The sequence below is a fragment of the Frateuria flava genome, assembly GCF_017837635.1.
GTDB classification, from domain to species: Bacteria; Pseudomonadota; Gammaproteobacteria; order Xanthomonadales; family Rhodanobacteraceae; genus Frateuria_A; species Frateuria_A flava.
Genome location: NZ_JAGJRS010000010.1, coordinates 131,047 through 151,674, shown reverse-complemented (window position 1 = coordinate 151,674; position 20,628 = coordinate 131,047). Strand labels below are relative to the sequence as shown.

The 20,628-nt window shown below is 68.9% G+C and carries 19 protein-coding genes and 1 pseudogene; 13 read left to right on the top strand and 7 right to left on the bottom strand.

Going from position 1 to position 20,628, the window contains the following annotated elements; genetic code table 11:
• Nucleotides 1-48: 48 nt before the first annotated feature.
• The 7 genes from J7I44_RS05025 to J7I44_RS04995 all read left to right on the top strand — a co-directional run bounded on the left by J7I44_RS05025 (nucleotide 49) and on the right by J7I44_RS04995 (nucleotide 2,013).
• Complete coding sequence (locus tag J7I44_RS05025) at nucleotides 49-228, top strand: hypothetical protein (protein WP_209616772.1); 180 nt, start codon at nucleotides 49-51, stop codon at nucleotides 226-228.
• Nucleotides 229-269: 41 nt separating this feature from the next.
• A complete protein-coding gene (locus tag J7I44_RS05020) occupies nucleotides 270-452 on the top strand; it encodes a hypothetical protein (RefSeq protein ID WP_209616769.1) in 183 nt (60 codons plus the stop codon).
• Between the two features lie 55 nt (nucleotides 453-507).
• Nucleotides 508-741 (top strand): KGG domain-containing protein, encoded by a 234-nt coding sequence (locus J7I44_RS05015; RefSeq protein WP_245187929.1) that lies wholly within the window; start codon nucleotides 508-510, stop codon nucleotides 739-741.
• Between the two features lie 189 nt (nucleotides 742-930).
• A complete protein-coding gene (locus J7I44_RS05010) occupies nucleotides 931-1,254 on the top strand; it encodes a general stress protein (protein ID WP_209616763.1) in 324 nt (107 codons plus the stop codon).
• Nucleotides 1,255-1,269: 15 nt separating this feature from the next.
• Nucleotides 1,270-1,476, top strand: a complete 207-nt coding sequence (locus J7I44_RS05005; RefSeq protein WP_209616760.1) for a DUF2795 domain-containing protein — start codon at nucleotides 1,270-1,272, stop codon at nucleotides 1,474-1,476.
• A 21-nt stretch (nucleotides 1,477-1,497) separates the two neighbouring features.
• Nucleotides 1,498-1,677, top strand: a complete 180-nt coding sequence (locus J7I44_RS05000) for a hypothetical protein (RefSeq protein WP_209616758.1) — start codon at nucleotides 1,498-1,500, stop codon at nucleotides 1,675-1,677.
• A 48-nt stretch (nucleotides 1,678-1,725) separates the two neighbouring features.
• Nucleotides 1,726-2,013 carry a KGG domain-containing protein gene (locus J7I44_RS04995; protein ID WP_209616755.1) on the top strand — a complete coding sequence of 96 codons (288 nt, stop codon included), beginning with the start codon at nucleotides 1,726-1,728 and terminating at the stop codon, nucleotides 2,011-2,013.
• Nucleotides 2,014-2,483: 470 nt separating this feature from the next.
• Here the strand turns inward: J7I44_RS04995 and murD are convergent, their stop codons facing one another.
• The 7 genes and pseudogenes from murD to J7I44_RS04960 form a co-directional block, all read right to left on the bottom strand.
• The gene (murD, locus tag J7I44_RS04990) at nucleotides 2,484-3,842 is read right to left on the bottom strand and encodes a UDP-N-acetylmuramoyl-L-alanine--D-glutamate ligase (RefSeq protein ID WP_209616752.1); all 1,359 of its coding nucleotides are present in this window, start codon (nucleotides 3,840-3,842) and stop codon (nucleotides 2,484-2,486) included.
• Nucleotides 3,842-5,176, bottom strand: a complete 1,335-nt coding sequence (murL, locus tag J7I44_RS04985; protein ID WP_209616748.1) for a UDP-N-acetyl-alpha-D-muramoyl-L-alanyl-L-glutamate epimerase — start codon at nucleotides 5,174-5,176, stop codon at nucleotides 3,842-3,844. Before murL ends, murD begins: the two co-directional genes overlap by 1 nt.
• A 42-nt stretch (nucleotides 5,177-5,218) precedes the next feature.
• Nucleotides 5,219-5,588 (bottom strand): annotated as a pseudogene (locus J7I44_RS04980) (endonuclease domain-containing protein); the annotation flags it as partial.
• A gap of 250 nt (nucleotides 5,589-5,838) precedes the next feature.
• The gene (locus J7I44_RS04975; protein ID WP_245187945.1) at nucleotides 5,839-8,406 is read right to left on the bottom strand and encodes a bifunctional aspartate kinase/diaminopimelate decarboxylase; all 2,568 of its coding nucleotides are present in this window, start codon (nucleotides 8,404-8,406) and stop codon (nucleotides 5,839-5,841) included.
• A gap of 456 nt (nucleotides 8,407-8,862) precedes the next feature.
• The gene (locus J7I44_RS04970) at nucleotides 8,863-10,377 is read right to left on the bottom strand and encodes a fumarate hydratase (RefSeq protein ID WP_209616742.1); all 1,515 of its coding nucleotides are present in this window, start codon (nucleotides 10,375-10,377) and stop codon (nucleotides 8,863-8,865) included.
• A gap of 135 nt (nucleotides 10,378-10,512) precedes the next feature.
• A complete protein-coding gene (locus tag J7I44_RS04965; protein WP_209616739.1) occupies nucleotides 10,513-11,124 on the bottom strand; it encodes an outer membrane beta-barrel protein in 612 nt (203 codons plus the stop codon).
• Between the two features lie 55 nt (nucleotides 11,125-11,179).
• Nucleotides 11,180-11,836: an outer membrane beta-barrel protein gene (locus tag J7I44_RS04960; protein WP_209616737.1), complete on the bottom strand. Its 657-nt coding sequence runs from the start codon at nucleotides 11,834-11,836 to the stop codon at nucleotides 11,180-11,182.
• Between the two features lie 268 nt (nucleotides 11,837-12,104).
• Between J7I44_RS04960 and J7I44_RS04955 the strand changes: the two genes are divergently transcribed.
• The 6 genes from J7I44_RS04955 (at nucleotide 12,105) to J7I44_RS04930 (ending at nucleotide 20,349) form a co-directional block, all read left to right on the top strand.
• The gene (locus J7I44_RS04955) at nucleotides 12,105-12,980 is read left to right on the top strand and encodes a PhzF family phenazine biosynthesis protein (RefSeq protein ID WP_209616734.1); all 876 of its coding nucleotides are present in this window, start codon (nucleotides 12,105-12,107) and stop codon (nucleotides 12,978-12,980) included.
• Between the two features lie 177 nt (nucleotides 12,981-13,157).
• On the top strand, nucleotides 13,158-15,071 hold the full coding sequence (locus J7I44_RS04950; RefSeq protein WP_209616731.1) for a S53 family peptidase: 1,914 nt from the start codon (nucleotides 13,158-13,160) through the stop codon (nucleotides 15,069-15,071).
• Between the two features lie 528 nt (nucleotides 15,072-15,599).
• Complete coding sequence (locus J7I44_RS04945) at nucleotides 15,600-16,919, top strand: APC family permease (protein ID WP_209616728.1); 1,320 nt, start codon at nucleotides 15,600-15,602, stop codon at nucleotides 16,917-16,919.
• Nucleotides 16,920-17,017: 98 nt separating this feature from the next.
• Nucleotides 17,018-18,226 carry a hypothetical protein gene (locus J7I44_RS04940; protein WP_209616725.1) on the top strand — a complete coding sequence of 403 codons (1,209 nt, stop codon included), beginning with the start codon at nucleotides 17,018-17,020 and terminating at the stop codon, nucleotides 18,224-18,226.
• A 14-nt stretch (nucleotides 18,227-18,240) separates the two neighbouring features.
• Complete coding sequence (locus J7I44_RS04935) at nucleotides 18,241-18,669, top strand: hypothetical protein (protein WP_209616723.1); 429 nt, start codon at nucleotides 18,241-18,243, stop codon at nucleotides 18,667-18,669.
• Nucleotides 18,670-18,729: 60 nt separating this feature from the next.
• The gene (locus tag J7I44_RS04930; protein WP_209616722.1) at nucleotides 18,730-20,349 is read left to right on the top strand and encodes a methyl-accepting chemotaxis protein; all 1,620 of its coding nucleotides are present in this window, start codon (nucleotides 18,730-18,732) and stop codon (nucleotides 20,347-20,349) included.
• Nucleotides 20,350-20,628 lie beyond the last annotated feature (279 nt).

Genomic DNA, 20,628 nt, shown 5'->3' with positions numbered 1-20,628 from the left:
CCTGGTTGCCCGGCACCTAGGGCCGGGTGTTCAACCACGGAGATGACCATGACCCGGCAACAGTCCTCCACCCATGACCCGGTCAACAAGAAAGCCGCCAGCGCTTCGGCATCGCGCGCAAGCGGTCGTGGCAGCACCACCGTGCGCGAGGCCGGCCACAAGGGCGGCCAGCGCGTGCGCGAACTGGTCAACGAAGGCCGCCAGGCCGAACAGCGCGGACGGCGCTGAAGACGGGCACGGTCACCACGATCCATCACTGGAGCCAACAGATGAGCCAGAAACAGCAAAACGATCGCGGCCAGCAGCACGCGAAGCAGGCCCAGGGCAGCGGCAAGGGCGACATGACCGTCCGCGAGGCCGGTCAGATGGGCGGCCACAAGGGCGGCCAGCGCGAACGCGAGCTGGTCGAGAAAGGCCACGAGGCCGAGGACCGTGGCGGCCGACGTCACTGATCCGCCTGCATGGCGACCGCAGCAACTTTTCCTTCCCCACCCACGGAGACAAACCATGAAGAACCAGCACAGCGACAAGGGCGACATGACCGTCCGCGAAGCCGGCCAGAAGGGCGGCGAGATCCGCAAGGAGCAGCTCGGCCCCGAGGGCTATTCGGCCATCGGCAAGAAGGGCGGTGAAGCGCGCAAGGAAGAGCTGGGCCCCGAGGGCTACTCGGAACTCGGCACCAAGGGCGGCCATCGCGTCCGCGACCTGATCAACAAGGGCAAGCAGAGCGAGGGGGACTGACGACACAGGCAGGCGCCCCAGGCACGCGCGCGAGGCCGGCAGTTCTTTCCAGTGCAAGCGCAAATTACATGCGCTGCCCGCTGCCTCCGACCGCCAACCGCGTGGCACGGCGCCCTGCACACTGGCATACGCGTTGCAACGCATGCCACGCCCGCCTGGCGGGCTCCCCTGACAACCCGGAGACACACCATGGCAAACAACGATCGCAACAACCAGACCCCGTCCCACGCCAGCGGCAGTGGCGACATGAGCGTGCGCGAAGCCGGCCAGAAGGGCGGCGAGATCCGCAAGGAACAGCTCGGCCCCGAGGGCTACTCGGACCTCGGCCACCAGGGCGTCGAGGCCCTGCGCGAGCAGCGTGGCCCGAACGCGATGAGCGAGATCGGCCGCGAAGGCGGCGAGACGCGCAAGCAGCAGCTGGGGCCGGAAGGCTATTCCGAACTGGGCCAGAAGGGCGGCGAGCGCGTGCGCGACCTGATCAACAAGGGCAAGAATTCCGAGGGCGGCGAGTAATCGCGGAGGTTCACCATGACACGAGGTTTAGGAGGCAACTCGCCGGCCAACGTGCAGAAGTACCTGTCCGGCGTGAACTACCCGGCCAAAAAGCAGGATCTGGTCGAGGCCGCGCGTCGCAATGACGCCCCCGACGAGGTAATGCAGACCATCGGCAAGCTGCCCGAAGACCACTACGGCGGCCCGCAAGACGTGATGAAGGGCTACGGCGAGATCGAGTAGCCCCGAGCAGAGGAGACAAGCATGAGCAAGCAGACCCACGACAAGGGCGACATGACCGTCCGCGAAGCCGGCCACAAGGGCGGCGAGGCCCGCAAGGACGAACTGGGCCACGAGGGTTACCAGAAGCTCGGCGAGAAAGGCGGCCAGCGCGTGAGCGAACTGGTGGACGAGGGCAAGCAGTCCGCGCGCAAGAACCACTGAAGTCCTTGCAGGGCTTTATCGACCATTGCAGACCAAGAGGTATCGACCATGGCAAGCAACAAGAACACCGGTGACATGAGCGTGCGCGAAGCCGGCCAGAAGGGCGGCGAGATCCGCAAGGAACAGCTCGGCCCCGAGGGCTACTCGGAGATGGGCAAGAAAGGCGGTGAAACGCGCAAGGAACAACTCGGCCCGGAAGGCTATTCGGCGCTCGGCAAGAAGGGCGGCGAAGCGCGCAAGGAAGAGCTGGGCCCGGAGGGCTACTCCGAATTGGGCACCAAGGGCGGCCATCGCGTGCGCGACCTGGTGAACAAGGGCAAGGAGTCCGAGGGCTAGTAGCGACTCGCGGCCGGCGGGCGGCCTTGCGCCGCCCGGCCGCGCCATGGCGGCGACACGGCGGGTGTGCGCACACCCACCAAGCCACCACGCATCGTCCGCCAGCAGGCTCCGGTCGAACCGACGGGAGTCCACTGGCGGACGATGCGTTTGGGGTCATGGGTTTGCTGCCTTTCGGAAGCATCCGCCGAATCCGCACAGAGCGCCCCATCCGTCTGTCGGCACGTTCCCGGCGCTCGCGGTAAAGACCAGTCAGGACTCGCCCAGCACGGTACAGGGCTCGCCCCACACATCCTTCCCCCGCGCGCGGGGGAAGGTGCCCGAAGGGCGGATGGGGGAAGCCCTGCGGGAAACCCGCACTGGATTCGCCCCAGCAGCACTCGCTCCCGACAAGGACGCCAGAGCTCGTGGCCGAACACCGTTGCCTGGCATTCCCACCCGGCGCAGGCCGAAGGCCCGGGCCCGCCCGCTCAGGCGACCCCGAGTCCCTCGATCCCGCTGATCGCCGCGCCATCGAATCCCGCCAGCTCGGCAAAACGGCGCCCGCGCTCGGCGTAATCATGGAACTGGTCGAAACTCGGCGCGCCAGGCGACAGCAGCACGACGCCGCCGGCCGGGGTCAGCGCCCTCGCCTTCGCCACCGCCTCGGCCAGCGTCGCCACGAGTGCGACCTCGCCCAGCGCCTGCGCATCGCGCAGCGCCGCCGCGATGCGCGGCCCGTTGGCGCCCTGCGCCACGATCGCCAGAGCGGCCTGGTCGCCCACCGCCTCGACGAAATCGGACCAGTCGAGCCCGCGATCATGCCCACCGACGATCACCGTGACCTGCCGGCCTTCCAGGCTCGCGAGCGCCGCCAGCGTGGCTTGCGGCGTGGTGCTGATCGAATCGTTGATCCAGGCGAGGCCCTTGCGCTCGCCCAGCGGCTGCAGGCGGTGCGGCAAGGCGTGGAAATGCGCGAGCGCCGGTGCCGCCGCACGCGCGTCATGGCCCATCGCTTCCAGCGCGGCGAGCGCGGCGCAGGCGTTGAGCGCGTTGTGCGCGCCGGGCACGGGCAGGTCCGCCGCGGCAAAGATGCGCTCGTCAGCGCGCCGGATCCAGCCGTCGCGCACATGCCAGCCCTCGGCCACACCGAACAGCACGCGCCGCGGGTGCGCCGCCGTGCGCTCGAGCAGCGTTTCCTGCATGCCGTTGACCAGCAGCGTGCGCGCCGCCTGCGCGAGCTTGAGCTTGTCGGCAACGTAGCGCTCGCGCGAGCCGTGCCAGTCCAGGTGCTCCTCGTAGAGGCTGGTGATCACGCCCAGTGGCAACGGTCCGGCCTCGCCGGTCTGGAAGCTGGACAGCTCCACCGCCCACAGTTGCGCCTGCGCATCGAGCAGCTCCAGCAGCGGCAGGCCGATGTTACCCGCCAGCGCCGTGCGCACGCCCAGGCTTCGCGCCAGGTGTGCGATCAGCGCGGTGGTGGTGCTCTTGCCCTTGGTGCCGGTGACCGCGACCACCGGCGCCTGCGGCTGCTCGGCAAACCACAGCGCGGTGCCGGAGGTGAAACGCGTGCCGCTGGCCACCGCGCCGAGCAGTGCCGGCTTGTACGCGGAAATGCCCGGCGACTTCAACACCACGTCGAAGCCGCCCAGCGCGACGGCGTCGGGCTCGTCGGCACGCACCAGCAAGGCGGGATCGAACGCCTGCGCCGCGGCCACCTCGGCGGCGCTGCAGAACAGCGTTAGGCGCAGCTGCGGCAGGCGCGCGCGCAGGGCCGCGATCGCTGCCCGGCCCTCGCGACCGAAGCCCCAGATGGCAACCCGTTGCCCGTCCAGATCGGCGATGCGCATCAGCCGATCGCCTGCAAGGCCGGCTGCAGCCGCGCCGGCACGCGGTGTTCGTCCGAAGGCAGCATCCAGGGTTCGATGGCCAGCTGCGAGTGGTCCAGCTGCGGCAGGATCTCGCGGATGAAGCGTGCCACCAGCGCATCCTCCTGCCATTCCGGGCGCTGGCTCAACGCGTACATCGCGGCGCGTGCCTCGGCACCCTCGCCCACGCATTCGAACGGCTTGTGGTCCTGGTATTCGAGCAGCGCATCGAAGCCCGCGGCCTGCGTCTCGTCATCGAGCAGGTTGCGTCCGAAGATGGAAAGCAGCCGCGGTTTGGGCAGGAACGGCGCCAGCGCCAGGAACACGAAATGGCATTTCGGGCACTGCCCGCACCAGCGGTCGGCCGGCTTGGGGCCGAGGATGCGGAAGTTGCGGTTGCAGCTGGAGAACGCGTCGAAGTACGGCGTGAGGCGCGCGAAGGCGCGGGTGATCGCCAGCTCCGAATACGGGCGCAGCAGCGAGCAGTAATCCAGGTCCGCGGCGACGTGCGTGTGCAGCCAGTCCGACAGCATGGCCTCGAAAGCAAAACCCTTGCTCCATTGGTGGTTCACCTGCTGGCCCTCGTACTCCAGCGTGGCGGCCGAGGCGGAACGTTCGTTGGCGAAGGCGATCGAGTCGTAGCCATAGAGGATCGCCGCCAGCGCCAGGATCGCGGAATTCACGGCCGTGACCGGGATGTGGCCGTTCCAGGCGCCCAGGCGGTTGAGTTCGAACAGCACTGGCGAAAGCTCGCGCTGGATGTTGAGCGTGGGCAACCCGGTGCGTTCGGCGCAGGCGGCGATCAGCGGGGAGTTGCCGATCCACACCGCGGTGGCCGCGCCGCCGATCGACTTGATCGCTTCTACCGCGACCAGCGAGTCCTTGCCGCCGCCGATAGGGACGAGGGTGCGCTTGGGCAGGTCGAGAACGGGCGCCGCCACCGGCGTGGCGCCACCACGCGGGAAAGCTACGCGACCGCGCAGGTCCAGGCCGTTGCGGTAGGCGAACTCGGCCAGGCCATGGAGGTAGAGCGCGTCGGCCAGATCGGCCGTCGCCTCGTCCAGCGGTTCGACCTCGATTTTCGGCGGCACGCCGGCCTTGTAGTAGCTCACCCCGGCGACCAGGTGCAGCAGCCTCAGCGCGGCGTCGAAGGCATGCTGGCGTTCGGCCGGCAACGCGGGCGCATCCGGGAAGCGGATGCGCTCGACCATCTCCTCGCCCTGGTCGAAGGCGTAGGCCAGTTCGGCGACGCCATCGGCGTAGGTGGCGCGCAGGAAGCGGAAGCTCTGGGTCAGGCGGGGGTTGATATTCGTCACTCGATCACTCCGGTGGAACGCGCTGCGCCCCTGCTCCCTCTCCCCTCCGGGGAGAGGATTGGGGTGAGGGGCCGGGGCTCGCCAAAGCCTCCACTACCGCCTCGAGCACGCTCTCGATGTTCGTCAGTACGTCATTGTTCCAGAAACGCAGTACGCGGTAGCCCTTGGCTTCCAGATAACGCGTGCGTGCCTCGTCGTAGTCCTGCTGATCGAAGTGTTGGCTTCCATCCAACTCCACAACCAGCATCCGCTCGGTGCACACGAAGTCGACCACGTAGCGATCGACCTCGTGCTGCCGGCGAAACTTGCAGCCATCCAGCTGTCGGTTCCGCAGGCGATACCAAATCGCCTGCTCGGCGTCGGTCATGCCAAGGCGCAGTCCACGCGCCCGGTCCACGTTCATGCGTTTCATCCTTGAACCCTCACTCCATGGGGGTCTTTCGCTAGAGCGCCCCCTCACCCCAGCCCTCTCCCCGGAGGGGAGAGGGAGCTAAAGCAAGGCCGCCCTCGTTACTTTGTCGCTAGAGCGGCCCCTCATCCCAACCCTCTCCCCGGAGGGGAGAGGGAGCCAGAGCGTGGGCGTCGCTCGGTTTACATCCCGCGCAGAACCAGCTCCCTCTCCCCTCCGGGGAGAGGGTTGGGGTGAGGGGCCGGGGCTCGCCTCAGTCGTCCAGCACTACCTCATCCGCCTCATCCCGCAGGTTGTAGCGCGACGACATCACCTTGCCGTACGCCCCCGCCTGCGCGATCAGCATCACATCGCCCTCCTGCGCCTCCGGCAGTCGCCGGTCCGTACCCAGCACGTCGCCCGACTCGCAAATGGGCCCGACCACCTGGTACAGCGCCTCCGCGGGCGTGTCGATCCGCGTCAGGTTCACGATCTCGTGCCAGGCGTCGTACAGGGTCGGGCGGATCAGGCTGTCCATGCCGGTGTCCACGCCGAGGTAGCGCAGATTGCCCTTGCCCTTGGTCTGGGTGACGCGCGCCAGCAGCACGCCGGCATCGGCGACGAGGTAGCGCCCCGGCTCCATCCACAACCGGTAGTGCGGATAGGCCGCCCTGACCTCGCGCAGCACGCGGTCCAGCGCCGCCATGTCCAGCGGCGCCTCGCCCGGGTGCGAGGGCACGCCCAGACCGCCGCCGATGTTGAGGAAGGCGACGCTGCCGATGCGTTCGGCCAGGCTCGCCAGTTGCGCATACACCTCGCCCCAGTGCTTCGGATCGAGCACGCCGGAACCCAGGTGCGCATGCAGGCCCCTCACGCTCACCTGGTGGGCGTCGGCCAGGCGCAGGAAGGCGTCCAGCTGCTCCACCGGCAGGCCGAACTTGCTGCCGTTGCCGCCGGTGCGCACCTTTTCGTGATGACCGAGCCCGCGGCCGAGATCCACGCGCAGCGCGATCTCGCGACCACGGAACAGCTCGCCCCAGTGCTCCAGCGGATGCAACGCATCCAGCGTGATCGTGGCGCGCGTAGCCAGTGCTTCGAGGTAGTCCGCGCGGCGGGCGAAGTTGGGCGTGAACAGCAGCGGCGCGCTGTCCGGCACGGCCGCCAGCACGGCCTTCAGTTCGCCCGGTGACACGCACTCGAAGGCAAAGCCCTCCGACGCCAGCGCCCGCAGGATCGCCGGATGGGTGTTGGCCTTTACCGCGTAATGCACGCGGTCGACCACGCCAAGCGACTTCATCGCCCGCGCCTGCGCGCGCACCGTGGGCAGGTGGTAGACATAGCGCGGCGTGGCCTGAGCAGCCAGCGCCAGCAGGCGCTCGCGTTCGGCCGGCGTGCGCCACCACGCGGTGCCCTGTGTCGCCGCCTCGCCGCTCCCGTACAGCGCCTGCCAGCTCGGCCCGAACAGCGCACTGTCGTCGGTGCGCAGCGCGCCGGCGGCAATCAGCAGCTCGTGCAGGTGCGGCAGCAGCTCGTCCACCACCGTCTCGTCCACCACGAAAGTGAGGTTCAAGTTGTTGGACGACTGCGAGATCAGGTGCACACGCAATTGCCCGAACTCGGCCAGCACGTTCGACAGCGTGTGCAGCATCGAACGCATGCCGCGGCCGACCAGCGTGATCGCCGCACACGGCGCGATCACCTTGACCCGGCACACCTTCGCCAGGTCGGTCGCCAGCGCAGCCACCGCGTCCGAATCGAGCAGGTTCTCGGTCGGGTCCAGCGACACGGTCACGTTGGTCTCGGCCGAACCGATCAGGTCCACCGAAAGCCCGTGCTTCTTGAACTGCGCGAACACGTCGGCGAGGAAGCCGACCTGCTGCCACATGCCGACCGACTCCATCGACACCAGCGTGAGGCCCTTGCGTGCGCTGATCGCCTTGACGCTCGGCGCGTGCTCGCGCACCTCCGGGCCGATCACCGTGCCTTCGAGTTCGGGCCGGTTGGTGTCCTTGATCAGCAGCGGCACGCGCGGCTCCCGCAGCGGCGAGAGGCAGCGCGGGTGCAGCACCTTGGCGCCGGTGGTGGCGATTTCCTGGGCTTCTTCGTAGTCCAGCCGCTGGAGCAATCGCGCACCCGGCACCTGGCGCGGATTGGCCGTGAACATGCCGGCCACGTCGGTCCAGATCTCCACGCGCGCGGCCTTGAGCAAGGCGCCGAAATAGGACGCGGAGGTGTCCGAGCCGCCACGGCCAAGCAGCACCGTGCGTCCCTGCGCTTCGCGGGCGATGAAGCCCTGGGTGATGAACACCTCGCCCTGCGCGGCCAGCCGCGCCGACAGCGCCGGATCGGGTTGCGCCTCCACCGTCGCCGACAGCAGCCGCGTGCGCTCGTTCTGGTTGGGCAGCGCGATGGCGGCCAGGCATTCGCGCGCATCCACCCACTGCGTGGGCAGGCCGCTGGCCGTGAGGTAGGCCGCGCCCAGCGCGCTGGACATCAGCTCGCCATGCGCCTGCACCTGCGCCGCCCAGGCCAGTTCGCCCAGTGCGAGCGGACCGTCCGCGGCCAGCGCCGCCAGGTCGCCCAGCCGCGCGGCGAGCTTGTCCGGCAACGCCAGCTGCATATGGCCCAGGAGCTCATGGTGGCGTTGCGCGATGGCGCCGGCCGCCGCCTTGCGTTTGTCCCCGTTGCCCTCGGCGCACAGCTGTTTCAGTGCGTCGGTGATGCCGGTGAGCGCGGACACGACCACCAGCACGCGGGCGCCTTCGGCGCGGCGGCTGGCGATCAGCTCACGGATGTTCTGCCAGCGCGGCAGCGTCGCGACGGACGTGCCGCCGAACTTCATCACGATCCAGGGCGCGTCCGCCGGAAGCGGCGCGGGGTTTTGCGGGGTCACGGGGGCTCCATTGCAGTGGTGGCGAAAGGCAATCGCGCCAGTGTTGCGCTGCGGCAAGGGGAATGCAATGGATTTTTGCGGGCGAAATATGGACGTTTAGCCATCCAATTGTCATGGACTCGACTTGCATGGCTCAGGCCGGGAGGCCGGCATGGAGGAGAGCATGAATTTGCCCGGCGTCAGGCTCCCTCTCCCCTCCGGGGAGAGGGTTGGGGTGAGGGGTCGACCTGGCCTCGACCCTGCCTACCGAGCCCCGCCCAGTTTCGGCTCCCCGTGGCCCCGGCCCCTCACCTCGGTCCTCTCCCCGGAGGGGAGAGGAAGCGGCTCCCCGCAAGCCCCGACCCCTCACCTCAATCCTCCCCCCGGAGGGGAGAGGGGGCGGTGGTATGCGCTGTGCGCACGGCGTTATTGAACAAAGACGGGGATCTTGCCGATCCGCGCCTGCCACTCTTTCGGCCCGGTCTGGTGCACCGAGCTGCCGGACGAATCCACCGCCACGGTCACCGGCATGTCCTTGACCTCGAACTCGTAGATCGCCTCCATGCCCAGGTCCGCGAAGCCGACCACCCGGCTGGCCTTGATCGCCTTGGATACCAGGTACGCCGCGCCGCCGACGGCCATCAGGTAGACCGAGCGGTGCTTCTTGATCGCCTCGATCGCCGCCGGGCCGCGCTCGGCCTTGCCGACCATGCCCAGCAGGCCGGTCTGCGCCAGCACTTGCTCGGTGAACTTGTCCATGCGCGTGGCGGTGGTCGGGCCGGCGGGGCCGACCACCTCATCGCGCACCGGGTCGACCGGGCCAACGTAGTAGATGAAACGACCGTTGAAATCGACCGGCAGCGGCTCACCCTTGTTGAGCATCTCGACCATGCGCTTGTGCGCCGCGTCGCGGCCGGTCAGCAGCTTGCCGTTGAGCAGCAGCACTTCGCCCGGCTTCCAGCTCGCCACCTCCTCGCGGGTCACGGCATCCAGGTTCACGCGGCGGCCCTTGGACGCGTCGTAGGTGAGCTTGGGCCAGTGTTCCAGCGACGGCGGATCGAGCATCACCGCGCCCGAACCGTCCAGCGTGAAGTGCGCATGGCGCGTTGCCGCGCAGTTGGGGATCATCGCCACGGGCAGGTTGGCCGCATGGGTCGGGTAGTCCCTGATCTTGACGTCGAGCACCGTGGTCAGGCCGCCCAGGCCCTGCGCGCCGATGCCCAGCGCATTGACCTTCTCGAACAGCTCGATGCGCAGCTCTTCGATGCGGTTGGATGGCCCGCGCGCGATCAGCTCCTGGATGTCGATGTGCTCCATCAGCGATTCCTTCGCCAGCAGCATGGCCTTCTCCGCGGTGCCGCCGATGCCGATGCCCAGCATGCCCGGCGGACACCAGCCCGCGCCCATGGTCGGTACGGTCTTGAGCACCCAGTCGACGATCGAGTCGGACGGATTGAGCATCACGAACTTGCTCTTGGCCTCGGAGCCGCCGCCCTTGGCCGCCACGATCACCTCGACCTTGTCGCCCGGCACGATCGACATGTTGATCACTGCAGGCGTGTTGTCGCGGGTGTTCAGCCGCTTGCCCGCCGGGTCGGCCAGCACGCTGGCGCGCAGCTTGTTCTCCGGGTGGTTGTAGGCGCGGCGCACGCCCTCGTTGACCATGTCTTCCAGGCTCATGGTCGCCTCCCAGCGCACGTCCATGCCGACCTTCAGGAACACGGTGACGATGCCGGTGTCCTGGCACAGCGGCCGGTGGCCTTCGGCGGCCATGCGGGAGTTGATCAGGATCTGCGCCATCGCATCGCGCGCGGCGGGCGACTCCTCGCGCTCGTAGGCGGCGGCGAGGCTGGTGATGTAATCGACCGGATGGTAGTAGCTGATGTACTGCAGCGCGTCGGCGACGGACTGGATCAGATCGTCTTGCTTGATGGTGGTCATGGGCGGCTTTTCGGCTTCAACGCACCGCTTTGTGCGGCGCACAAGCCGGCTATTGTGCCGCAGCCGGCCGAACCGGACAAAACAACGGCCGCCCAAGGGCGGCCGTTGTGGTGCGCGGTGGCGTCACATTCGGAATCAGAAGCGGTACTCGGCCGTCACCATCCAGGTACCGACGTTGGCGTCGGCGGAGACGTCGTCGGTGCTGGCCTTGACGTGATAGTTGTCGTAGTTCAGCCCGAGGCTGAGGTGCGACGAAAAGTCATAACCGGCGCCGATCCCGGTATACCAGCCGTCACCGTCGACGCTGCTGCTGCCGCTCATGGAACCGACCGGCGTGCTCACGCGGTAGTCCACGTCGCTGGAGGCATGCAACCAGCCGCCGCGCGCCGACACGAACCACGCGTCGGCGAAGTGGTACTTGCCCGTCGCGCCGAGTAGCCAGCCCTTCGCGTTGACCTTCGCTTCCTCGAGGACTGCGCCACTGATCAGCGAGGTTTTCAGTTCACCCAGGTCGACATAGCCGGCTTCGACGCCGAAATCCACCGGGCCATGCCACAGGTAGCCCAGCCGCAGCGCCGCGGCGGTGCCGGTAGTGTCCTGGTAATAGTTGCCCGCGACTTCATCGACGTGGTAGTCGGCATGGCCCACGCCTGCGCTGACGAAGAGCGCATTCCTGTCCTGCGCGGGAGCGGAGCTGCAGGCGCCGGCGAAGGCCAGCGCAGCAAGCGACATCGCATACTTGATCATCGGTTCGTCCTTGATGATGGAAGGGCGGGCCTTCGCGAGGCCCGCCCCGGTTGGATCAGAAGCGGAACTCGGCCGTCACGGTATACACACCGATGTTGCCATCGACGTCGCCCAGGTCGGTCTCGCCCTTGCCGTGGTAGTTGTCGTAGTTCAGGCCGAGGCTGACGTTCGGCGAGAAGTTGTAGCCCACGCCCACGCCGCCGTACCAGCCGTTGCCGTCGGCGTCGCCGCTGGCGTAATCGACGTAGTCCGGGCCATCGGCGTAGATCACCTCGTAGCGGTAGCTGGCATCCGCGGTGGAATGGAACCAGCCGGCGCGCGCGGACACGAACCACTTGTTGGTGAAGGTGTACTTGCCGTTACCGCCGAGCACCCAGCCGCTGGCCTCGACGTCGGCCTTCTCGATTTCGATGATGGAAGCGTCTTCATTCTGGGCCACGTACTTGGCCACCAGCTTGCCCAGGTTGACGTAGCCACCCTCGACACCCAGGTCGAAGCCGTTACCGACCTTCCAGGCGTAGCCGAAGCGCAGCGCGCCGGCGGTGTCCTTGTCGTCGAGCTTGTAGCCCAGGTCGTCGGTATGGCCGACGTGGTACTGCGCCTGGCCCACGCCGGCGTTGATGAAGAACGCACCGTTGGCGTCGGCGGCGCTAGCCGAAGCGGACGCGGCGACCAGCGCCGCGCCGAGCGCGACGGTCAGAATCTTGTTCATGCTTGGAATCCCTGTTTTGTCTTATGTCGGTACGCCCGGCGGGGCATGCCGGGCGCCGCATTCTAGGTGGACGCAAGAATTTGCGCTGTAGGCGATTGCCTACAAGATCTGCCCGAGCCGGGTCAGCCGCGGGCATGTCGCCGGCAAGCGAGGAGGGAGGAACACCCAAAGGCACCGCTGGCGCGCGTGCGTGCCAAGAACGGCCACGACTTTCGACTGTAGGCGATCGCCTACACTCGCACCCTCCCCTGTCGAAGAAGCGACGCCGATGGCCACCTTCGAGTTCCTGCAACTGGACGTGTTCGCCTCGCGCCTGCTCGAGGGCAACCCGCTGGCGGTAGTGGTCGGCGCGGATGCGCTGGACGGGCCGACGATGCAGCGCATCGCGCGCTGGACCAACCTCTCGGAAACCGCTTTCCTGCTGCGCCCGTCGACACCGGACGCGGACTATCGCGTGCGCATCTTCACCCCGCGCCAGGAACTGCCGTTCGCCGGCCACCCCAGCGTGGGCAGCGCCTATGCCGCGATCGAGGCCGGCTGCGTGCCGGTGCAATCGACACTGGTGCAGGAATGCGCCGCCGGCCTGCTGCCGGTGGCCGTGCAGGGCAGCGGCGCCACGCGCACGATCCACGTGCAGGCGCCGCCAGCGCGCATCGACCGCGCCGATGCGTCGCTCGCCGCCTCGCTGGCCGATGCCCTGGGCGTGGGCCTTTCCGCCACCGCCGTGCATTCGATCGACAACGGCCCGCTGTGGCTGGTCTGCGATCTGGGCCAGGCGCGCACCGTCCGGGCGCTGGCACCCGATCTCTCGGCGATCGCCACGCTGTGCCTGGCCCGCGGAGCCATCGGGGTAAGCGTGTTCGGCGCCGAAGCGAGCGGCGATGCGGCGATGGCCGTACGCGCGTTCTGCCCAGCCGACGGCATTCCGGAAGATCCGGTCACCGGCAGCGCCAACGCGGCGATCGGCGCGCTGCTGCACCACACCGGCGACCTGGCGCGCTACGGCCATCGCTATGTCGCCAGCCAGGGCCGCGAAGTGGGCCGCGACGGGCGCGTGGCGGTCGGCATCGACGAGGCATCCGGCGCGGTGAGCATCGGCGGCCAATGCGTGGTCGGCGTGCGCGGAACCTTCGCGCTCGACTGAGTCACAGGCGCGTGGCCCTTCCCTTGCCGGGCGCCAGGGTGCAAGCTCGGCGGTGGCGTCGTCCGCAGGGGGTGCGGCGCCGACAAGGAACCTTTAGCCACCATCGCACGCCCGCGGCTGTCGGCGCAGTGCTTCACCCCTGTGTCGTTCCGTCGCGTGCATCTCAGGGAGAACCCCATGCTCGCGAAGTTCCACCAGAAAGCCCTTGCCGTCTCTTGCGCACTGTTGTTCGCCGGTGCGGCTTCCGCCGCGCAGACGACCGAATCGGCCACCGACATGGGCCTGGCCGCCGCCAGCCAGCCGGCAAACGTCACCTTGATGCTCAAGCTGCGCCACGAAGACCAGCTCGAACAGCTGATCCGCCAGACCGTCACGCCCGGCAACCCTCACTACCACCGCTTTCTCACCACGCGGCAGTTCGCCGAACGTTTCGGCGCCACCGACGCGCAGATCGCTGGCGTGCAGGCCTACCTGAAACAGCAGGGGCTACGTGGCCAGGTGATGGACAACCGGATGGCCATCCGCGTGCAGGGTTCGCTGGCGCAATTGGGCCAGGCGTTCGGCACCACCATTCATGCCTACAAGGCCGACGACGGCCGCATGTTCCATCGCCCGGCCACCCGCCCGATGCTGCCGGCGGCACTGGCCGGTACGGTGACCGTGGTGAGCGGCCTGAGTAACGAGCGCCAGTTCATCTCCCACCGCATCAAGGCGCCGAAGGTCCTGATGCCGACCACGTCCTTCGCGCCGCAGTCGCTGCATCCGAACCTGAAGGCGGCCGCCGGCGGCAACCCGACCGCGACCGGCATCCCGGGCAGCTACACCGTGGGCGATGCGGCCAACTTCTACAACATCAACCCGCTGTACGACCGCGGCATCACCGGCAAGGGTTCGACCATCGGCATCGTCACGCTGTCGAACTTCGACCCCGCCGATGCGGAGGCCTACTGGGACGGCATCGGCCTGGTGACCAAGCCGCACCGCATCACCCAGGTGCACGTCAACGGCGGTGGCGCGATCAACGGCGGCAGCGGCGAGACCGCGCTGGACGTGGAGCAGTCCGGCGGCCTGGCGCCGAACGCGGACATCCTGGTTTACGACGCGCCCAACACCAGCGGCGACTTCGTGGCGGCCTTCGCGCAGGCCGTGTCGGACAACCTTGCCGACAGCATCTCCACCAGCTGGGGCCTGCCGGAGATCTACAACTTCGCCGCGCTCAACGTGGCCGGTGCCGATGTGTCCGACACCACCGACGTGGGCGACCTGCGCGCGTTCCACCAGATCTTCCTGGAGGCCGCGGTGCAGGGGCAGTCGGTGTTCGCCGCCTCCGGCGACTCCGGCGCCTACGACACCGTGCGCGGCCTCGGCCACGGCGACGGTCCGGGCGAATTCAGCGCGCCGCTGACGGTCGACTCGCCCGCGTCCGATCCGTACATCACCGCCGCCGGCGGCACCACCGTGCCCTTCAGCTATTCCTTCAGCGGTGGGCCGGTGGAGTCGATCAAGCGCGAGAGCGTGTGGGGCTGGGACTACCTGCAGAACTACTTCGACACCCACTTCGGGCCCGGCCTGATCGACCTGTTCTCGGTCGGCGGCGGCGGTGGCGTGAGCGTGTACTGGGAGACGCCGTTCTACCAGCGCTTCACCCACGGCATCCGTCGCAGCGAGAAGCACCAGGCACTGGTCTACAACGACCCCGAGGCCGGCCCGACCACGTTGGCGAAGCTGCCCGGCCATTTCCGCGGCCGCAACGTGCCTGATATCTCGCTCAACGCCGATCCGGAGACCGGCTACCTGGTGGTTTCCAGCACCGACGGCGGCGTGGTGTCCAGCGGCGGCACCAGCTTCGTGGCGCCGCAGCTCAACGGCGTCAGCGCGTTGCTGACGCAGAGCCTTGGCCATCGCGTGGGCTTCTGGAACCCGCAGGTGTACTTCCTGCAGAACGTGTTCGGCTACGGCCGCTACTCGGCGTTCAACAGCGTGCGTGACGGCGACAACTGGTTCTACCAGGGCAAGCCGCACTACACGCCGGGCACGGGCATCGGCACGCTGGACGTGGCGAACCTGGACGCGTTCCTGCGGTTGTTCTGAGCGGAGGGGGCTCCCGCTCCGGGCACCCCCATCCGCCTTCGGCACCTTCCCCCGTGGAACGGGGGAAGGCTCGCTAGCATCCCTCTTCGCGTTGCTCGATGTGTCCACGGGCCGGCAAGGGTTCCAAGCCGGCGCGGCTCCCGCTCCGGGCGCCCCCATCCGCCTTCGGCACCTTCCCCCGTGGAACGGGGGAAGGCTCGCTAGCATCCCTCCCCGCTTTGCAGGACGTGTCCACGGGCCGGCAAGGGTCCCAAGCGCGGCGGAGCTCCCGCTGCGGGCACCCCATCCGCCTTCGGCAGCTTCCCGCGCGCGCAGGGGAAGGCTCGGTAGGTGGCATCCCGCAAGACGTTCGAGCCCTTCCCGAACGGGAAGGGTTCGGTAGGTCGAATCACGCGAAACCCCGATCCTTCCCCCGCGCGCGGGGGACGGTGCCCGCAGGGCGGATGGGGGCAACCCGCCTCAGCCCACCCTTGCCCACCCCGCACACACCAGCGATGCTCCGCGCCTCATCAACGCAACGGCATCGATGTGAGCAATCCGACGAACGACTACCGGCGCAGCCTCGGCCCCTGGGACGCCGCCCTCATCGTGGTCGGCGGCATCATCGGCGGCGGCATTTTCCTCAACCCCGGCATTGCCGCGCAGCGCACCGGATCGGGTCTGGCCCTGCTGCTGGCCTGGATCGGCGCGGGTCTGCTCACCCTCATCGGCGCACTGTGCTACGCCGAGCTCGGCGCACGCCGGCCACAGGCGGGTGGCACCTATGTCTACCTGCGCGAGGCCTTCGGCCCGCTGGCCGGTTTCCTGTTCGGCTGGACCATGCTGCTGGTGATCTATTCCGGCTCGACCGCGGCGGTGGCCACCATCTTCGCCAGCTACACGGTCGCCGCCTTCGCCTTGCCGGCATCGGCCGCGTTGCCGCTGACCGTCGGCGCACTGGTGTTCGTGGCGCTGATCAACCTGTTCGGCCTGCGGCTGGGCGCGCAGGTGCAGAACCTGTTCGCGCTGCTCAAGCTGCTGGCGGTCGCGGTGCTGGTGGGATGCGGCCTGTATCTGGCCGGCGCTCACGCGCCGGCGGCGCTGGCGGTCGATCCGGCGCGCACCGGCGTCGGCTTCATGGGCGCAGCCTTGCCGGTGTTGTTCGCCTATTCGGGCTTCACCTACCTCAACAACCTGGCCGGCGAAATCGACGCGCCCCAGCGCAACCTGCCGCGGGCGCTGCTGATCGGCATGCTGGTGGTGATCGGCGCCTACGCACTGGTCAACCTCGCCTACCTGGCCGTGCTCGGCCATGACGGGCTGGCCGCCAGCACCGCGCCGGCCGCGCAGGTGATGGACCGCATGTTCGGCCCCCTCGGCGCGCGGCTGATGGCGGTGGGTATCGCCATTTCCACGCTGGGCTTCTGCAACATCACGCTGGTCGCCGGTGCGCGGGTGCTGCAGGTGATGGGCGCCGACGGGCTGTTCTTCGGCGCCGTGGCGCGCCTGCATCCGCGCTACCACACGCCGAACGTGGCGCTGGCCGCGCTTTCGGGTTGGGCGATCGTGCTGGCGTTGTCGGGCAGCTACGGCGCGCTGCTGGACTACGCCACCTTCGGCGACTGGCTCGCCTGCGCGGTCGGCGTGGCGACGCTGTTCTGGTACCGCCGCCACGACCGCGGCGAGGTGCGTTTCCGGGTGCCCGGCTACCCGCTGCTGCCGCTGCTGTTCGTCGCCGCGATCGGCGCGGTGGTGGTCGCGACCATGCGCGACAACCCGCGCAACGCCGGCATTGGCGTGCTGATCATGCTGGCTGGCGTGCCGGTGTATTACCTCTGGCGGTGGATGGCGGCGCGCACCATCCGTTAGCCCCTTGCTGAACGACCGCCGCCGCGCATTCAAGTGGACCCCGTGGCAGCCGATAACCGGGACACAACAAGCAGTTATCCCCCCGAGGTAGTCCCCCCATGTCCCGTATCTTCCTGCGCGCCGCCGTCCTGGCGACCGCGCTTTCGGCCGCCTGCGCGGCACACGCCAGCGATGATGGTTTCTCCTGGCGCTTTTCCGGTTTCGGCACCGCCGGCTACGCGGCGACCAACAGCGACGATGTGCTGTTCACCAACCCCGGCCAGCTCAAGGGCGCCCGGAAGGGCGGCTCGGCGCTGGTCGATTCGCGCGTCGGCGGCCAGATCGACTTCAGCTTTACCCCCAAGCTCGGCGCGACCGTGCAGGCGATCGCCATGCAGGACGCCCGCGGCCGCTTCCGCCCGCAGCTGGAGTGGGGCTTCGTCAGCTACAAGGCCAGCGACAACGTGACCGTGCGCCTGGGCCGCCTCGGCTGGCCGGCCTACCTGGTATCCGACTATCGCTACGTCGGTTACGCCAACCCGTGGCTGCGCGCGCCGCTGGAGGTCTACAACCTCGCTGCGCTCGACCGTTACGAAGGCGCCGATCTGCGCTGGTCGCATGACCTGGCCGACGGCGTGTTCACCCTGCAGCTGCTCGAAGGCCACGCCTCCAGCCCGCTGCCGGAAAGCACCGAACGCAACGCGCGCATCAAGGTCAACCAGCTCAGCGGCGCCTATGCGACCTACGAGATCGGCAACCTGCGCGTGCGCGGCGGCCTGAGCACCGGCAAGGCCACCTACGTTTCGCAGAACACCGACATGCTGGCCGCCGGCCTGGGCATGGCCGGCTACGGCGCAGTGGCCACCAGGCTGCTGCCGCAGAACAACCGCGCCACCTTCCTGAGCCTGGGCGGCACCTACGACGCACACAACATCATGGCCACCGGCGAGTACGGCAAGCTGCGCTCCAGCGGCCTGCTCGGCGTCGCGCAGGGCTGGTACGGCACGCTCGGCTGGCGCCACGGCGACTGGATGCCCTACGCGACCTGGGCCGGTTACTCCAAGCAGGACGACAGCGACCTCTACGCCGTGCCGCCGGTCGGTCCGCTGCTGCCGCTGTCGATGGGCGTCTCGCAGCTCGCCGCCGGCAACGACCAGCACACCGCGTCGTTGGGCGTGCGCTGGGACGCGGCCAGCAAGCTGGCGATCAAGGCGCAGTTCGACCACGTCCGTCCGTCCGTGGCGGGCGGCACCTTCACCAAGATCCAGCCCGGCTACAACGGTCACCCCGTGAACGTGGTGTCGGTCGCTGCCGACTTCGTGTTCTAAGCGGAGGCACCGTCATGCGATCGATCATCCGCAAAACCGTCCTCGCTGCCGCCCTCGTGCTCGCGACCACGCCCGCCTTCGCCGGCATCGCCGTGATCGTCAGCGCCAAGAGCCCGGCCGGCGCACTGGACAAGGCCACCGCCGCCTCGCTTTACCTCGGCAAGACCACCGCGCTGCCCGGCGGTGGCAGCGCCAAGCTGTACGACCTGCCCGACAGCAACCCGGCGCGCGAGCGCTTCTACCAGGCCGTGGCCGGCAAGTCGGCCAGCCAGGTTAAGGCGGTGTGGTCGCGCCTGGTGTTCAGCGGCCGCGCACTGCCGCCGCGCGAACTGGCCAACGACGCCGCCGTGGTCAAGGCCGTGGCCGCCGACCCGACCGCCGTCGGCTACGTCGACGAAAGCGCGCTCGACGGCTCGGTCAAGGCCGCCGTCAAGCTGCCGTAAGCCGCGCAACTGCCGGCCAGGGATGGCCGGGGGCGCGCGTGTTCCCCCGGAGTAGTAACCATGAAGTTCAAGACCCGCATCCTGCTGGCGCCTGCGATCACGCTGGCGCTGTTCCTGGCCGGCTGGCTGGCCAGTTCCGCCGTCGCCACGCGCACCGGCAATGCCGTCGCCTCGCTTGGGGCGGTGGATTACCCCTACCTGGAAGGACTCAAGCAGTTCGACCAGCAGTTCAAGCACACCACCCAGACCGTGCAGAACGCTGTCGCCGAAGGCGACAAGGCGAAGCTCGACGACGCCCGCGCCATCGCTACCGAGGCCCAGACCACGCTCACCGCCCTGCGCGCGCTCGGCGACCATCGCACCGCCGCCGATGCGTTGGGCAAGGCCTACGACGGTTACGTCGGCACGGCCACGCACGCTGCCGAAACCATGCTCGGCCCGCCCTCGGACACCACCGCCGCTGCCGTCGCCGCCATGCAGCAGTCGCAGCAGGCGCTCGAAAAGCAACTGGCCGACGACATCACGGCCGCCACCGCGACCGTGCGCGAGCGGCTGGATGCCTCGCATGCAGGCGTCCAGCGCATGATGGTCAGCAATGCCGTGTCCGGCGTGCTGATCGTGCTGGTGCTACTGCTCGGCGCCTGGCAGATGCTGCGCGCCATCGCCCGCGACCTGGGCGCCGAACCCGAACAGCTGCGCACCGTGGTCGCGCGTATCGCCGCCGGCGACCTTGCGGTCGACGACGCCGGCACCGTCCACGAGGACGCCGTGCTCGGCCGTCTGCAGGCGATGGCCGCGCAGCTGGCCAGCATCGTCGGCGCGATCCGCGGCGTGTCGCTGGAGGTGGGCGATGCCTCCGCGCAGATCGCCCAGGGCAACGACGACCTTTCCCGCCGCACCCAGGTCCAGGCCGCCAGCCTGGAGCAGACCTCGCTCTCGATGGCGCAGATGACCGCCACCGTGCGCCAGAACGCCGCCAACGCCGACCGCGCCGATCAGCTCGCCCGCGAGGCACGCACGCAGGCCGAACAGGGCGGCGCGGTGATGGGCGAGACCAACGCCTCGATGCAGGCGATCAATGCCTCCAGCCAGCGCATCGCCGACATCGTGGGCCTAATCGACGAGATCGCCTTCCAGACCAACCTGCTCTCGCTCAACGCCGCGGTCGAGGCCGCGCGCGCCGGCGAGCAGGGCCGCGGCTTCGCCGTGGTCGCCGCCGAGGTGCGCAGCCTTGCCCAGCGCTCGGCCGCCGCGGCGCGCGAGATCAAGGGCCTGATCGCCGACAGTGTGGAGAAGGTGCAGACCGGCAGCGCGCTGGTGGGCCGTTCCGGCCAGTCGCTCGAGGCGATCGTGGCCAGCGTGAAGAAGGTGACCGACATCGTCGCCGAGATCGCCGCCGCCAGCCGCGAGCAGTCCGCCGGCATCCTGCAGGTGAGCGCCACCGTCACCGCCATGGACGAAAGCACCCAGCAGAACGCCGCGCTGGTTGAGGAAGCGGCCGCAGCCAGCCGGGCGATGCAGGAGCAGGCGCGCTCGCTGCTGCACGAGGTGGCGTTCTTCCAGTTGGGTGAGGGAGGCGCTGCACCCGCCGTACCTGCGCCCATCCCGGCGCCGCATCGTGCCGAAGCGGCTCAGCCGATCGCCAGCCTCGCCGTGGCCGGCGGGTGGCAGGAATTCTGAGTTCCGCAAGGCTTCCCCATTCGCCTGTCGGCACCTCCCCCGTTGAACGGGGGAAGGCTCGGCAAACCAGGCTTCCGCCACGGCCCTCCCCTCGTGCGGGGCAAGGCTCGGTCGCCGGGACCGCCCAATACCCGATCCTTCCCCCGTTCCACGGGGGAAGGTGCCCGAAGGGCGGAAGGGGGCAAACCGCCAGGAGCCCCAACTGAACACCCCGCCCGCCCCCGGCTGCCTCATCACCTGCGCGATGCCACAATAGGCGACCCTCGCAAGGAGCCGCCC